The organism is Streptacidiphilus alkalitolerans, from assembly GCF_042511045.1.
GTDB classification, from domain to species: domain Bacteria; phylum Actinomycetota; class Actinomycetes; order Streptomycetales; family Streptomycetaceae; genus Streptacidiphilus; species Streptacidiphilus alkalitolerans.
The window spans coordinates 267496-280825 of sequence record NZ_JBHEZX010000007.1 but is presented as its reverse complement, the minus strand read 5'-3'; the positions used below and the strand labels follow the sequence as shown (position 1 = coordinate 280825).

The window sequence follows — 13330 nt, the reverse complement described above, 5'->3', positions numbered from 1 at the left end:
CCCGCCGAACGGTTCTCCGGCTGCGAGCGAGTAGGGTGCCCAGGACCAGTGCGACCACAAGGGCCGCAGCGGCGAGGCCGACGGACATGTACACGAGTCCCCGCATCTGCACTGCTGCTATCGCATTGGAATCATCCGAGTTATTCCATCACATCACAGATTACATTCCGGTTTCCAGTCGGGAGAGGCCCGGTGTGCGCGAATCGCGTGCAGATTCCATGAGGGCTTCCGGGGTCAGCCGGTCCAGGCTGGGATAGCCGTCCACGGCCATGATCAGATCCGCCTCGGCCAGCAGCGAGCGCAGCACATGGACGATCCCGTCGACCCCGCCGAGGGCGAGTCCGTAGGCGTACGGGCGGCCCACGCCCACGGCGGTGGCACCCAGCGCCAGCGCCTTGACCACGTCGGCGCCGCTGCGCACCCCGGAGTCGAACAGCACCGGCAGGTCGCCCGCTGCGGCCACCACACCGGGCAGCGCGTCCAGGGCGGCGAGGCCGCCGTTGGCCTGCCGGCCACCGTGGTTGGAGCAGTAGATGCCGTCGACGCCCAGATCCCTGGCCCGGCGCACGTCGTCGGGGTGGCAGATGCCCTTGAGCAGCAGCGGCAGTGAGGTCAGCGAACGCAGCCAGGGCAGGTCGTCCCAGGTGAGCGGATTGCCGAAGATCCCGGCCCAGTGCAGGGCGGTGGCCCGCGGGTCGTCCTCGGGGGCGTGCGGCAGCCGGGCCCGGAAGACCGGGTCCGAGGTGTAGTTGGCCAGGGCGTGGCCGCGCAGTTGGGGGAAGTTGCCGGTGCCCAGGTCGCGGGGCCGCCAGCCGGTGATCCAGGTGTCCAGGGTGACCACGATCCCCCGGAACCCGGCCGCCTCGGCCCGGTGCACCAGGCTCTCGGCCAGCTTCCGGTCGGTCGGCGTGTAGAGCTGGAAGAAGCCGGGGGTGTCGCCGAACTCCCCGGCCACGTCCTCCATCGGGTCCATGGAGAGGGTGGACGCGACCATCGGCACCCCGGTCCGCGCCGCCGCCCTGGCCGTGGCCAGATCGCCGTGGCCGTCCTGGGCGCAGAGCCCGATCACACCGATCGGCGCCATGAACAGCGGGCTGGGCAGGGTCATTCCGAACAGATCGACCGTCAGATCCCGTTGCGCGGCCCCGACCATCATCCGCGGGACCAGACCCCAGCGCTCGAAGGCCCGGACGTTGGCCCGCTGGGTGAACTCGTCCCCGGCCCCGCCCGCGACATAGGACGCCACCGACGGCGGCAGCACCGCCTCGGCCCCCGCCTCCAGTCCGGCGAAGGTCATCGGCAGCGTCGGCTGCACCCCGAACAACCCGTTGAAGTAGATCTCGGTCTGGTAGTCGCCGAACTGGGTCATCGGGAGCGCCCTCCTGCGGCGGCCGGCGGGCCCGGCCGGAACGCGGTTTATGATCGCGCCCCGGCGCTCCCGGCGCGAGCCCTCCCGGCGCGAGCCGCACCGGCGCGGGCCCGCCCCCGCTACTCCGCGGCAACCACCGGTGCAGCCGCGGGCTCGGTCCGGCGCAGCGCCGGGACCAGCAGGACCAGGCCCGCGGCGAGGCCGACCGCGGCGAAGACCCACCAGACCCGCTCGAAGTCGGCCAGGGCGGTGGCCGGGGTGGGGGTGCCGAGCACCGCGACGAAGACGCTGATGCCGATGACCGCGCCGAGCTGCCGGAAGCTGGCGTTGACCGCCGAGCCGATGGCGTAGCGGGTGGGCGGCAGCGACTGCGCCGCCGCGCCCGACTGCACCGGCAGGGTCAGCCCGATGCCGAGGCCGATCAGCAGCATCCAGGGCAGCCAGTGCGTGGTCCACTGCGGGGTGCTGCCGACCCAGAGCGCGTAGCCCGCCGCGCCGAGGGCCCAGGAGGTCGCGCCCGCCAGCAGCACCGGACGGTAGCCGATGGCGGCGGCCAGCCGACTGGCCGGCCGGGCCACCACGGTGACCAGCAGCGGGCCGGGGGCGCTGGCGAGGGCCGAACGCAGCACCGAGTAGTGCCACTCGGTCTGCAGGAAGAGCACATTGCTCAGCAGCATCCCGTAGAAGGAGGTGGCGAAGAGCAGGGTCGCCGCGTTGACCAGGCGGAACTGGCGCACCTTGAACAGCGCCAGGTCGAGCACCGGCCGGGCGGCGGCGGTGGTCCGCCACAGGAACACCGGGAACAGCAGCGCGGCGAGCACCAGCGCGCCGATCACCCGGGGGTCCGACCAGCCCCAGTCCGGGCCCTCGATGATGCCCAGGCTGAGCATCGCCGGGACGGCCGCGACCAGCAGCACGCCGATCGGGTCCGGGACGCCGCTGGCACCGGGGTCGCGGGACTCCTTCAGCAGCCGCAGCCCGAACACCACCACCACCGCGCAGATCGGGACGTTAACCAGGAAGATCCAGCGCCAGGAGGCGTACTCGGTGAGCAGCGCGCCGATGGTCGGGCCGAGCGCCGCCGCCGCGGCGCCCATCGCGCCCCAGGTGCCGACCGCCACATGGCGCCGTGCGGCGGGGAACTCGGGCAGGATCAGCGCCAGTGAGGTGGGCACCACCAGCGCGGCGAAGACCGCCTGCAGTGCCCGTCCGGCGACCAGCACCCCCTCGCTGGGGGCCAGCCCGCACAGCGCGCTCATCAGCGCGAACCCGACCAGCCCGGTCAGGAACACCCGCTTGCGGCCGTAGCGGTCGGCCAGTCGGCCGGCCGGGATCAGCATGGCCGCGAAGACCAGGCTGTAGGCGTTGAGCACCCAGGCCAGGTGCCCGGTGGTGGTGTGGAAGCTGAGGCTGATGGTCCGGAAGGCGATATTGACGATCGTGGTGTCGAGGAAGACCACGAACACCCCGAGGCTGCCCAGGGCCAGCACCCCCAGCGCGTGCCTGCGCGCGGCCGGGTCCTCCGCCGGGGACGGGGCGTCGGCCGCCACTGCGGCGGCGCCGGCGGCGGCGGTGGGATTGGTAGCGGTCATCGCGACCCCACATAGTCAGTTGTGATTTCCTACGGACTCCGTGACCGTAGCAGGAGTGCGTTGGAAAACACAACGGACTATGCTGGTGCCATGGAGAACACGATCGAGTCGATGGCCACCCGGCGCATCGCGCCGCGCCCCTGCCCGGCCGCCGCCTCGCTCCAGGTCCTGGGCGAGAAGTGGACCCTGCTGGCCATCCGGGAGATGGGCTACGGAGTGCACCGCTTCGAGCAGATCACCCGGTTCACCGGCGCCTCCCGCGACATCCTGGCCGACCGGCTGCGCAAGCTGGAGGACGCCGGGGTGGTGGAGCGGCGGCAGTACTCCGAGCACCCCCCGCGCTTCGAGTACCACCTCACCCCGGCCGGGCAGGAGGCGCGGCCGATCCTGCTCGCGCTGGCGCAGTGGGGCGAGAAGTGGGTGCTGGACAGCGCCACCCCCACCTTCACCCACACCTGCGGCAGCGCGCTGGACGCCCGGATGACCTGCCGGCACTGCGGCGAGGAGGTCACCAGGGACAGCCTCCGGGTGCGCCCGGAACCCCGTCCGGAGCCCCGCCCGGAACCCGCCTGACCGGGCCGGCCGGGCCGGTCAGTTGCGGGTGAGCGTGCGGGACGCCGCCGCCGCGATGGCGATGCCCAGGGTCCAGCCGAGGATGGTGAGCAGCACGGTGACCACGGCCGGGATGCCGTGGTACTGCCATACGTCGGGCTGGCCGAAGTGGATCACCGGCACCAGGTGGTCGGCGGAGTACAGCACCGGGTTGAACACCGAGTGGTCGTCCGAGGCGACATGGTCCGGCCGCACCCGGCTGAAGTACACGCTGCTCGCGGTGAGCAGCGCCACCGCCCAGCCGATCGCCCGCAGCGGCCGGTAGCCGTAGCCGACCAGGGCGTCCAGCACATGGCCCGGCACCCGGCGCCACCAGGGCAGTTTGGCCCGCAGCGCCCGCTGCTTGGCCAGCAGCACCGTCCTGGCCTCGCCGTCGTCGCCGAGCGAGCGGTAGTAGGAGGCCAACTGCTCGTAGGGCTGGGCCCGGTAGGCGCCGCCCCGGGTGTCGTCGGTGCGCCGGATCTGACGCTCCATCAGTGGCAGCCGGACCGAGGCGTCCTGGTAGACGGTGAAGGACCCGTAGGTGAAGCCGTCCAGGTTGAGCCGGCACGGCCAGGAGCCCAGGTCCTCCTGGATGCCGCCCTCGGCGCAGGCCGCGTAGAGCGTCAGCAGGGCGTCAGGGGAGGTCATGCCGGTCAGGTCGAGGTGGCTGGTGATCCGGGCGGCGGTCAGCCGGATCTCACCGCCGGTCCTGAAGCGGCTGCCGAGCCGCAGGCTGCCCTCGACCAGGATCCGTTCGGCCTCCAGCGCGGGCTGGTCCGGCGACGGGGTCAGCCGGGCGCCGCGCAGGTCGAGGTCGTTGCCGAAGCGGGACCACGGCAGCCGCACCGTGCCGGCGGCGGTGAAGGCGCGGGTGCTCCGCCCCCTGGTGCGGGTGCGGAAGACCGCCTCGCTGGCGACCAGCAGGTCGTCGGCGTGCAGCGCGACCCCGCCGAGGCCGTCCAGCCTGGCTCCGTTCAGTACCAGCGCGCTGCCGATGTGGGCGCCGGGAAGCCGCATCTCACCCTGGGCCCAGAGCCCCTGGGCCAGCAGGCTGCGGCCGATCCTGATGCCGCCGCCGTTGAAGGACTTGCCCCCGTCGAAGGTGTTGAACAGCCTGGCGTCGACCAGCGTCAGCTGGCCCGCGACCTGGGCGTTGATCAGGCAGAACGAGCCGGTCACCCGGGCCCGCGAGGCGAACAGGCCGCCCTCGATCCGGACCCCGTCGCCGTGGACGGCGCTCAGGCCGCGTCCCGGCCCCTCGCTCAGGCCGGTGATCACCGTGTCGCTGAGGTCCAACTGGCCCTGCACCATGGCGCCGTAGGCGCTGATCCGGGTCAGCCGGGAGCCGCGCAGGTCGATCGCGCCGGTGGTGGCGCCGTCGAGGTCGATCTGCCCGTCGACCCGGCATCCGCGCAGTTGCAGCAGGGCGGAGACCAGGCCGTGGTCGATCCGCAGCTGACCGCTGATCCTGGCCCCGCTCAGCCGGACCGCCGCCACCGCCCCCAGCGCCGCCGGGCAGGCGCCGAGCAGCAGCGCCGCCAGCACCTCCCCGCGCACGGTGCGGTCGGCGGACCAGTGGTCGGCCTCGGCCGGATCGTCCAGCGCGGGATCGCCGGTGCGCAGATCGACGAGTTCCCCGAGCGGAAAGGCGCTCCACACCCGCTGCTCGGTCGCGCTCAGCCCGCCGAGGCGGTCCGGAACGGCGGAGCGGGGCGCTGCGGGGGAAGGGATCATGCCAGCCATGCCGATCATCCTGCCCTACCGCGGCCGCCAGGGAAGCGGCCTCCGCAGAAGCAGCCGATGAAGGAGCGGTGCCGGACGTGGCCGGCCCCCGGCCACCCGCTCGGGACGGGTGGCCGGGGGCCGGAGCTCCTACGGAGCGGTCAGCTGTGGTTGCCGGAGCGGCGGCGGACCGCCAGGCCCACCCCGCCCAGCGCCAGCACGGCCAACACGCCACCCGCGGCCAGCTCGGCCGGGCTCATCGACCCGTTGCCACCGCCCAGACCGGTCTTCACCGCACCGGTCGGCACCGCCGTCGCCGAGGTCGAGGTGGTCGGGGTGCTCGTGCCACTCGCCACGGTCAGCGTGGTGGTGCCGGACGAGCTGCCGCAGGTGAACTTCACGTCGTACTGCGCCCCCGGCTTGGCATCCGCGTCCACCGTCGCCGCACCCACGTACTCACCCTTGGTACCGGTCGAGGGCAGCGTCACCGTGTCGAACACCCCCGACGACGCCGTCGCCGACGTCGCGTCACAGCCAGAGACCCCCAGACCGATATTGCCACCGGCCTTCACCGTCGTCGGATAGATCTTGAACGCGAACGGCGTCACATTGCTCGCCGTCCCCCCGCCGTCAGCGGCGAACGCGACCGGACCGGCCAGCGACAGAGCGCCCACCGTCAGTACGGACCCGGCTATCAGACGTGCAGCACGCATACGGAACAACCTTCCAGAAGGCTGTCGATCCACCCCGGTGGGGATCGACCACTGCCCTCATCCGACAGGCCGCCCGGACCGCCCGCAGCGTGGGCGGGCGCCGGACCCGCTCACCCGGAGCTTCCGTTCGGTGCCTTTGTGTCACGATTCGCAAGGGAATCCCCGGCGGCCACCGGCCGCAAGAGACCCGGCTCGACACTCCTCCGCACGGGTGACCCGAGGGATCCGGCCGACCCGTCCAGCCCCGCGCCCTGCTGCCCTTGGCGGTAGGCGTCCATGCAGGGCATGCAGTACCTCTCCTCCCCCGGCTCCTGCGGCGCGGCGGCCGGGGCCGCGCAGGAGGCGTGCAGCAGGCGTCCGCACATGGTGGCCGCCTCCCTGGCGATGATGTGCCAGACCAGCGAGGGGCGGCGTTCGTGGTCCGCGGCGGACACCGCGGGGTCGTACTCGGCGCGCAGCTCGTGCATGGGTTCCTCCTGGGGACGGGGAATGCCTACTCGCACTGTGCTGGGCCTGCCGACGCCGCGCACCTGCGGCCGTCACGGCGAGGGAACCCGCCGCCGACGGGGTCGAACCGGCGGTTTGCGGGCGGTCTGTCGGCGGTCTGTCGGCGGATTCGCGAGGGGTTACCCGCCCCACACGGGGATGAAACGGACAATTGCGATGGGCGTCGAGTGACGGTCGCCACAGCAAAATCCCGCCTACGACCGGGGGTAGTTGATCGAACCGCGGCAGCCGCGGTGCGCCTCGGCGGCTGTCCGAATGCCGCGGGCGGGGACAAACCCGACTCGGCGCGGCGGTCCGCAGCCCGCCCGGGCACTGACCACCGAGACCTCCCGGCGGCCGGGCCCGGGGCCTCGGAAGCCGACCTCGGGAGCCGGTCGCAGCGCACGGCGTCCGCTCGCACGAACAGCGTTCCACTACGTGGCTGCCTAGTATCCGGGGCCCTTGGTCGTACTCGATCCGGCGGCTACAAATGACCGAGTCAACCGGTGCCGCAGCACCTGTCCCGCTGCCCCACCGCCACCGGCACTAACCGCAAGCGGAGTGCCCGCCGCCCCGATGCCGACGGCGTCCCCTGTCCGGACGCCGTCACTCCCGTGTCGGGGCGCACCGCCAACCGATTGAGGTCGTACTCTCCCATGTCTGTCTTCTCCACCCGAATGCGTGCTTCCGCCGTCCTCGTTGCCGCCGCTGCCGGCCTGACCACCCTCGGGGCGGTCGGCACCAGCGCCCAGGCAGCCACCCCGGCCGCTGTCACCGTCACCCACACCGCTCCGACCAGCGCCACCACCGCCGCCCACGCGGCCGTGCCGGCCAGCAGCACCAAGACCGCCGCGCAGACCGCCGCCGCCTCCGCCGCCCGGATGGCGTACCTGAACGCCCGCGCCGAGACCCTGGCGGAGCAGGCCTACAACGCGGCCAACGCCAAGAGCGCCGCCTCCGCGCCGGTCACCAGCTCGGGCAGCGGCTCCACCGCGTCCGGCGCGGCCTCCGACAGCGCCGACTCGCTGGCCCAGGGCGCCTACAACCAGGCCGGTGGCGACAGCAGCAGCGCGAGCAGCGACTCCTCCGCCGACTCCAGCGACTCCAGCGCCGCCGCCTCCACCGACTCCGGCGCGAGCACCGGTTCGGTCTCGGACGACTCCGCCGCGAGCAGCGACTCGTCCAGCACCTCGTACTCGGGTGACGCGCAGTCGATCGCGGCGCAGATCGTGCCCGCCGACCAGCTGGCCTCCTTCGACGAGATCATCTCGCACGAGTCCGGCTGGGACGTGACCGCGACCAACCCGTCCTCCGGCGCCTACGGCCTGCCGCAGGCCCTGCCCGGCGACAAGATGGCCTCCGCCGGCGCCGACTGGCAGACCGACGCCGCCACCCAGATCCGCTGGGCGCTGGACTACATGAACACCACCTACGGCAGCCCCAACCAGGCCTGGGCCTTCTGGCAGGCCAACAGCTGGTACTAGAAACCCCCACACCACCCCGCGGCGCCCAGGCACCGGACAGGGGAGAACCTGGGCGGACCACCCCGTAGGGGCCCGGCACACCACGTGCCGGGCCCCTACGGGCAATTCAGGGTTTGTTCAGTCGCCTGTCATAAACACCGGAATTTCATCATCCGGTACTGACCGGCGATTCCGAACGCCCCATCAGATAGGCGGCCTGTACCCTGCTCTGGGCGCCGTAGGCCTTGAGGATCTTCGCGATGTGCGAGCGGCAGGTCCGTACGTTCAAATTCATGCGGCGGGCGATCACATCGTCGCTCGCCCCCTCCACGAGCAGCCTCATGATGCTTTCCTGCACCATGTTGAGCTGCTCGTCGGATTTCTGGCGCTGATAGCCGGTGTCGTACATGCTGGCCCGGCCCCAGTCCCGCTCGAAGGAATCGACCAGGAAACTCACCAGGGCCGGGTGCCGCACCAGGACGGCATTCCTGCTGTCCTTGGAGGCGGCCAGGAACGCAATTCTGCGGTCGAAGATCATCAGTCGGTTCGGTATCTCGTCCAGCGTCCTGATCTCGGCGCCGAGCGAGGTCGCCTCCGAGACGTACTCCTTGGTCGCCTCGCTGAACCTGGCCGGGTGCTGGTAGAGCGTGCGCATCCGGACGCCCCGGCCGAGCACCGACTCGGCCCGGGCCAGCGCCCGGCCGAGGGCCTCCTTGCCCCGGTTGCCCGGCTGCGCGGTGAGCGCCTCCTCCTCGCACTCGCCGACCGCCTCCTCCAGCGCCTCGTTGATCACTTCCAGGCCGACCAGGTCCTCCACCGGCGGCTCCGGGCGCGCGGTCTGCACCTGCTCGTAGAAGGAGGACAGCACCGCCAGTTCGCGGACCAGCGCCGATCCGTACTCCTCCAGCCGGACGGTGTGCCGGTTCAGCCGGCGCCGTACGGTCGCCGCGGCGATCTGCGGATCCACCGGGACCAGGCGGGAGTTGTCCGCCGGGTCCGCGGCCAGGAGCCCGAGCCGGCACAGCAGCGCCCTGCCGTCCGAGGCGCCGTCCGCCGCCGGGATCCACCCCGCCAGCAGCGCCTGCGTGTACGTCGCCTTCGCCTCGGGGGTCAGTACCGGAAGCAGGTCCTCTATTCGGTCGGGTCCTGTTTGTTCCCCCATGCCGTGTTTCCACCCCTCATCATCATGCGGTTCATCGATATGGCCCGGAGCGGGCCTTGAAGCTCAATCCAGGCAGGAAAAGAATCGGTTCCGGCGGTCGGTCGACCGCCGGAGACCGAGAAACGTTGCAGGAGGATTGAGGAAATATGAACAGCCGTCATCTCCTGACCGGAATGAGCGGACTGCTCCTCGCCGTCATCGCCGTCACAGCCGCGGTCGGCATCCATGTGGAATCTGCCGGGAACCCCGCGGGAAACCACGCACCTACACAGCTCCGCGCGGACCTGGAATGGGACATCGTTCCGGCACGGCCGTGAAAGTGACGCACTGCGAAAGCGAATGAACGATCATGCCTGACACGACGTCACACTCCGATCGCCGACGATCTGCTCCGAACCGGTGGGGGCTGCCCGATCTGCACGGCGGCAGCAAACTGCTCACGGCAGCCGCTGTCGATAGTATCGGAAGCGGGCTCTTCTACGCCTTTCAAGTGATCTATTTCGTCAAGGTAACTTCGCTGGCCCTGCCGGTCATCGGGCTCGCCCTGACCCTGGTTCAGCTGCTCTCGCTGCCCGCTCCGACGCTGCTGGGCCCTCTGGTCGACCGGGTCGGACCCCGGTTGGTGGCGGCCGGCGGCAACCTGCTGGCGGCGGCGGGGTTCGGCGGATTCCTGCTGGTGCACTCGGCGTGGCAGATCGTGGCGGCCGGCCTGGTCGTGCAGATCGGGGTCAGCGGCTACTGGACCTCCAGCGGCGCGCTGGTGGGACTGGCGGCGGAGCAGGACCAGCGCACCCGCTGGTTCGGCCTGATCAACGCGCTGCGCAACGCCGGCGTCGGGCTGGGCGGCGCGGTCGCCGCACTGGCCCTGGGCGCCGGCGGCACCACCGGACTGCGCTGGCTGGTGGTCGGCAATATCGTCAGCTACCTCTTCTCGGCCTGGCTGATCGCCAGTTGGCGCCACCGCGGATCAGCGGAACCGGCGGCGGAGCCGGCGCCGTCCGCCGCCGCATCCGAGCCGGCCGGCCCGGAGCCGGCCGGCGGCTACCGGGCCGTGCTGCGGGACACCGCGTTCCTGCGGATGGCCGTGGTCAACCTGGTGTTCGTGCTCGCCGCGATGGTGCTGAGCGTGCTGCTCGCGGTGTACATCGTCGAGTCGCTGCACCAGCCGGTCTGGACCGCGGGTGCGCTGCTCACCCTGAACACCGCGCTGGTCGCGGTGTTCCAGACACCGGTCGGACGGCTGGTCGAACTCCGGCCCCCGCAACGGGTGATCGCCCTCGCGGCGCTGGTCAACGTGCTGGCCTTCCTGCTCTTCGGGCTGCTGGTGCACGCGCCGTCCTGGACCGTGCTGCCCGGGCTCGTGCTGGCCATGCTGGTCTACACCGCGGCCGAGATGATCCAGTCCCCGGTCGTCTCCGGGCAGGCGCTGGAACTCGCCCCGGAGCAGCTGAGGGGCCGTTACCAGGCCGTCTTCCAGCTCTCCTGGGGCCTGGGCGGTGCGATCGCACCGGTGGTCTTCACCTCGCTGCTCACCGTCGGACCGCTGTGGCCCTGGGTGCTGCTGGTCGTCCTCAACCTCGGCGCGGCAGCCGCGCTCGGTGTCCGGGCCCGCGTGCGGACCGGCGCCGCCCCACGGCCAGCGACCCTGCCGGCCGTCCCCCACCAACAACCAGTCAAGGAGCACTGACATGACGAACCTCCTGCTCATCGAGGCCAATGGGAACGTGGGCGAGGACCTGCTCACGGCCGCGGTCGAGCTCGGCCTGACCGTCCATGTCGCCACCCACGAGGACCTGTACGAGAAGTACCGCCCGGAGCTGAAGTCGAAGATCGCCGGCACGGTGTTCACCGACTTCGGCGACCCGGTGACCGCCCTCGAGGACCTGCTCGCCTTCTCCCGCAAGGTCGGTGTGCACGGCGTGGTCACCGGCTGGGAGTTCTTCTCGCCGCTGGTGACCCAGCTCGCGGCGGAGCTCGGGCTGCCCGGCCACGACCCGGCCAGGGCCGACGCCTGCCGCAACAAGCGGGTCATGGCGGAGGTCTTCGCCGAGCACGGCGTCCCCTCGCCGCGGACGCTGGTGGCCGCGGACCTCGAGGGCGCCAGGGCCGCGATCGCCGACGCCGGGCTGGGCTACCCGCTGGTGGTCAAGCCCTGCGAGAACGCCGGCTCGGTGGGCGTGTCGGTGGTCGCCGCCGCGGAGGGGCTCCCCCGCGCGGTCGGCTTCGCCCAGGGCTGGCCGAACGAGTTCCCGCACGGGACGCCGCTGGAGACCACCCTGGTGATCCAGGAGTACGTGGGCGGCAAGGAGTTCAGCGTCGAGACGGTCGCCTTCGACCGGCAGTTCCAGCACCTGGCGGTGACCGAGAAGTTCACCACCGAGGACTCCAGCCGGGCCGAGGTCGGGCACACCGTGCCGGCCCAGCTGACGGACGAGCAGCGGGCCGTGGTCATCGACACGGTCGAGCAGGGCCTGATCGCGCTGGGCTTCCGCTACGGCGTCGCGCACACCGAGCTGAAGCTGCTGCCGAACCACACCGCGAAGATCATCGAGGTCGGCGCCCGGCCCCCGGGCGACCACATCATGAAGCTGGTCCGCAACGCCACCGGGATCTCCGAGGCCAGGGCGTACATCCAGACCTCGCTCGGCCAGGTCCCGGACACCACGCCCACCGCGAAGGACGCCTCCGCCATCCGCTTCCTCACCCCGCCCCGGGCCGGCGTGTTCCGCGGCATCGGCAACCTGCCGGACTCCCCGGCCGTGGTGGACCAGGCGGTCTACATCGAGCCCGGGAAGGAGCTCGGGCACCTCCAGGACAACATCGCCCGGATCGGCCACCTGATCTTCAAGGCGGACTCCGCGGCCGAGGTCAACCGGATCGCCGACCAGGCCGTCGCGGCGGTCACGATCGAGATGGAGTGACATGCGCCGCATCGCGTTCCTGCGCTCGATCGAGGTCCAGCAGACCGACCCCTACCTGAACCGGCTGCGGCTGCTCGCCCGCGACCGCGGCCTGACCTTCAAGCTGCTCTTCACCGACGGCGAATGCGGACCCGAGGACTTCCCCGGCGAGGCCGAGAAGCTGGCGGCCGACGTGTCGCCCGCCGAGATCGTCGAGCGGCTGCGCCACTGGGGGGCGGACGGGGTGGTCTCCCTGTCCATCCCGGACGAGAACTCGGTGCGCGACGCGGTGGTCCGGGAGTCCCTGGCCGAGTACGGCATCCCGATGGTGATGCACGGCCTGGACGCGACCACCGTGCTCGCCAACAAGTGGGAGACCAAGCAGGCGGTGCGGCGCCACGGCCTCGCCACCCCGGAGGGCCTCTACCTCGACGGGGACCTGCTGAACCAACGCAACGTCAAGGTCCCCGCGTACCACGACCATGTGCGCCGGCAGGCGCACCGGCTCGGCTTCCCGCTGCTGAGCAAGCCGCTGTGGGACTGCCTCGGCACCGGCATCCGCTTCCTCCCGGACGACCGGGCGCTGGACGCCTACCTGGACGCCCCGTACGACGGCAACACCGTGCTGGAGAAGTGCCTGCCCGGTGAGCTCTGCTCGGTCGAGATCGTCGGCACCGCCGGCGACTACGTCGCCCAGCCGCTGATCTGGAAGGGGCCCACCGGCGGGGCGCCGTCCTTCGCCTTCAGCCAGGTCCGCTACGCCGCCCCGCGTCCGCTGCAGGACGAGCAGTTCCGGCCGGTGCTGGACCGCCTGCTGGACCTCTGCGCCGGGCTGGAGCTGCACGGCGCCGTCGAGGTCGAGATGATCCACGACGGCGAGTCCTACCAGGTGATCGAGATCAATCCGCGGGTCTCCGGTTCCACCACCCTGTCCATCGCCGCTTCCGGTGACAACACCTATGCCGGGCTGGTCGAGCTGCTGCTCGGCGAATGGGCGGGCACCGCCCGCTCCTTCGGCGCCCGGCGCCGACTGGCGTACCAGGTGCCGACCCGTCCGCTCGACCCGGAACTCCTGGCCGAGCTCGGCCGGAGGCTGGACCTGGTCCGTGCCAGCAGCTTCCACATCGACGGGCACACCTACGCCAACATGGTTCTGACCTGCGCCTTCGACGGCGCGGCGGCGCTGGCCGACGAACTCGGGGCGCTGACCGGGCAGTACCGGCTGCTCACCCCGGCCGTGCTCGCGGAGACGCGGCAGCTGCTCGCGCCCGCCTCCTCCGCGCTCGCGGCCGTCTCCGGCTGATCCTCCTCCCTCCTCCTGCCCTCGCA

Annotated in this window: 12 protein-coding genes; 5 read left to right on the top strand and 7 right to left on the bottom strand. The window is 71.7% G+C overall.

What is annotated here, in order from left to right; all coding sequences use genetic code 11:
- Positions 1–160: 160 nt before the first annotated feature.
- Both ACEZDG_RS18600 and ACEZDG_RS18595 read right to left on the bottom strand, forming a co-directional pair.
- Positions 161–1369: an alpha-hydroxy-acid oxidizing protein gene (locus tag ACEZDG_RS18600; RefSeq protein WP_380510580.1), complete on the bottom strand. Its 1209-nt coding sequence runs from the start codon at positions 1367–1369 to the stop codon at positions 161–163.
- Positions 1370–1488: 119 nt separating this feature from the next.
- Positions 1489–2961, bottom strand: coding sequence for an MFS transporter (locus ACEZDG_RS18595; protein WP_380510577.1), 1473 nt, complete (start codon positions 2959–2961; stop codon positions 1489–1491).
- Between the two features lie 90 nt (positions 2962–3051).
- Between ACEZDG_RS18595 and ACEZDG_RS18590 the strand changes: the two genes are divergently transcribed.
- Positions 3052–3534 (top strand): winged helix-turn-helix transcriptional regulator, encoded by a 483-nt coding sequence (locus ACEZDG_RS18590; protein ID WP_380510574.1) that lies wholly within the window; start codon positions 3052–3054, stop codon positions 3532–3534.
- A gap of 18 nt (positions 3535–3552) precedes the next feature.
- Here the strand turns inward: ACEZDG_RS18590 and ACEZDG_RS18585 are convergent, their stop codons facing one another.
- From ACEZDG_RS18585 to ACEZDG_RS18575, 3 genes are all read right to left on the bottom strand, one after another.
- Positions 3553–5298 (bottom strand): hypothetical protein, encoded by a 1746-nt coding sequence (locus tag ACEZDG_RS18585; RefSeq protein ID WP_380510571.1) that lies wholly within the window; start codon positions 5296–5298, stop codon positions 3553–3555.
- A 140-nt stretch (positions 5299–5438) separates the two neighbouring features.
- Positions 5439–5990 (bottom strand): hypothetical protein, encoded by a 552-nt coding sequence (locus tag ACEZDG_RS18580; protein ID WP_380510568.1) that lies wholly within the window; start codon positions 5988–5990, stop codon positions 5439–5441.
- A gap of 110 nt (positions 5991–6100) precedes the next feature.
- Positions 6101–6457 (bottom strand): hypothetical protein, encoded by a 357-nt coding sequence (locus ACEZDG_RS18575; RefSeq protein WP_380510565.1) that lies wholly within the window; start codon positions 6455–6457, stop codon positions 6101–6103.
- 696 nt (positions 6458–7153) lie between these two features.
- Between ACEZDG_RS18575 and ACEZDG_RS18570 the strand changes: the two genes are divergently transcribed.
- On the top strand, positions 7154–7960 hold the full coding sequence (locus ACEZDG_RS18570; protein WP_380510562.1) for an aggregation-promoting factor C-terminal-like domain-containing protein: 807 nt from the start codon (positions 7154–7156) through the stop codon (positions 7958–7960).
- Between the two features lie 148 nt (positions 7961–8108).
- Here the strand turns inward: ACEZDG_RS18570 and ACEZDG_RS18565 are convergent, their stop codons facing one another.
- Both ACEZDG_RS18565 and ACEZDG_RS18560 read right to left on the bottom strand, forming a co-directional pair.
- Complete coding sequence (locus ACEZDG_RS18565) at positions 8109–9101, bottom strand: LuxR C-terminal-related transcriptional regulator (protein WP_380510559.1); 993 nt, start codon at positions 9099–9101, stop codon at positions 8109–8111.
- Complete coding sequence (locus ACEZDG_RS18560) at positions 9071–9328, bottom strand: hypothetical protein (protein ID WP_380510556.1); 258 nt, start codon at positions 9326–9328, stop codon at positions 9071–9073. The genes ACEZDG_RS18565 and ACEZDG_RS18560 overlap by 31 nt, the downstream gene beginning before the upstream one ends.
- A gap of 122 nt (positions 9329–9450) precedes the next feature.
- Here ACEZDG_RS18560 and ACEZDG_RS18555 point away from each other — a divergent pair, with 122 nt between their 5' ends.
- Genes ACEZDG_RS18555 through ACEZDG_RS18545 form a run of 3 tightly spaced genes read left to right on the top strand, consistent with a single transcriptional unit; the run spans position 9451 to position 13304 of the window.
- Positions 9451–10788 carry an MFS transporter gene (locus ACEZDG_RS18555; RefSeq protein WP_380510554.1) on the top strand — a complete coding sequence of 446 codons (1338 nt, stop codon included), beginning with the start codon at positions 9451–9453 and terminating at the stop codon, positions 10786–10788.
- Between the two features lies 1 nt (position 10789).
- A complete protein-coding gene (locus ACEZDG_RS18550; protein ID WP_380510551.1) occupies positions 10790–12022 on the top strand; it encodes an ATP-grasp domain-containing protein in 1233 nt (410 codons plus the stop codon).
- A 1-nt stretch (position 12023) separates the two neighbouring features.
- Positions 12024–13304, top strand: a complete 1281-nt coding sequence (locus tag ACEZDG_RS18545; RefSeq protein WP_380510548.1) for an ATP-grasp domain-containing protein — start codon at positions 12024–12026, stop codon at positions 13302–13304.
- Positions 13305–13330 lie beyond the last annotated feature (26 nt).

What these genes read in the sequence shown, in the direction of transcription:
- ACEZDG_RS18550 (WP_380510551.1), top strand. Translation starts at nt 10,790, where the DNA reads ATGACGAACCTCCTGCTCATCGAGGCCAATGGGAACGTGGGCGAGGAC.
- ACEZDG_RS18565 (WP_380510559.1), bottom strand. Translation starts at nt 9,101, where the DNA reads ATGGGGGAACAAACAGGACCCGACCGAATAGAGGACCTGCTTCCGGTA.
- ACEZDG_RS18575 (WP_380510565.1), bottom strand. Translation starts at nt 6,457, where the DNA reads ATGCACGAGCTGCGCGCCGAGTACGACCCCGCGGTGTCCGCCGCGGAC.
- ACEZDG_RS18600 (WP_380510580.1), bottom strand. Translation starts at nt 1,369, where the DNA reads ATGACCCAGTTCGGCGACTACCAGACCGAGATCTACTTCAACGGGTTG.
- ACEZDG_RS18555 (WP_380510554.1), top strand. Translation starts at nt 9,451, where the DNA reads ATGCCTGACACGACGTCACACTCCGATCGCCGACGATCTGCTCCGAAC.
- ACEZDG_RS18545 (WP_380510548.1), top strand. Translation starts at nt 12,024, where the DNA reads ATGCGCCGCATCGCGTTCCTGCGCTCGATCGAGGTCCAGCAGACCGAC.
- ACEZDG_RS18560 (WP_380510556.1), bottom strand. Translation starts at nt 9,328, where the DNA reads ATGGATGCCGACCGCGGCTGTGACGGCGATGACGGCGAGGAGCAGTCC.
- ACEZDG_RS18590 (WP_380510574.1), top strand. Translation starts at nt 3,052, where the DNA reads ATGGAGAACACGATCGAGTCGATGGCCACCCGGCGCATCGCGCCGCGC.
- ACEZDG_RS18585 (WP_380510571.1), bottom strand. Translation starts at nt 5,298, where the DNA reads ATGGCTGGCATGATCCCTTCCCCCGCAGCGCCCCGCTCCGCCGTTCCG.
- ACEZDG_RS18595 (WP_380510577.1), bottom strand. Translation starts at nt 2,961, where the DNA reads ATGACCGCTACCAATCCCACCGCCGCCGCCGGCGCCGCCGCAGTGGCG.
- ACEZDG_RS18580 (WP_380510568.1), bottom strand. Translation starts at nt 5,990, where the DNA reads ATGCGTGCTGCACGTCTGATAGCCGGGTCCGTACTGACGGTGGGCGCT.
- ACEZDG_RS18570 (WP_380510562.1), top strand. Translation starts at nt 7,154, where the DNA reads ATGCGTGCTTCCGCCGTCCTCGTTGCCGCCGCTGCCGGCCTGACCACC.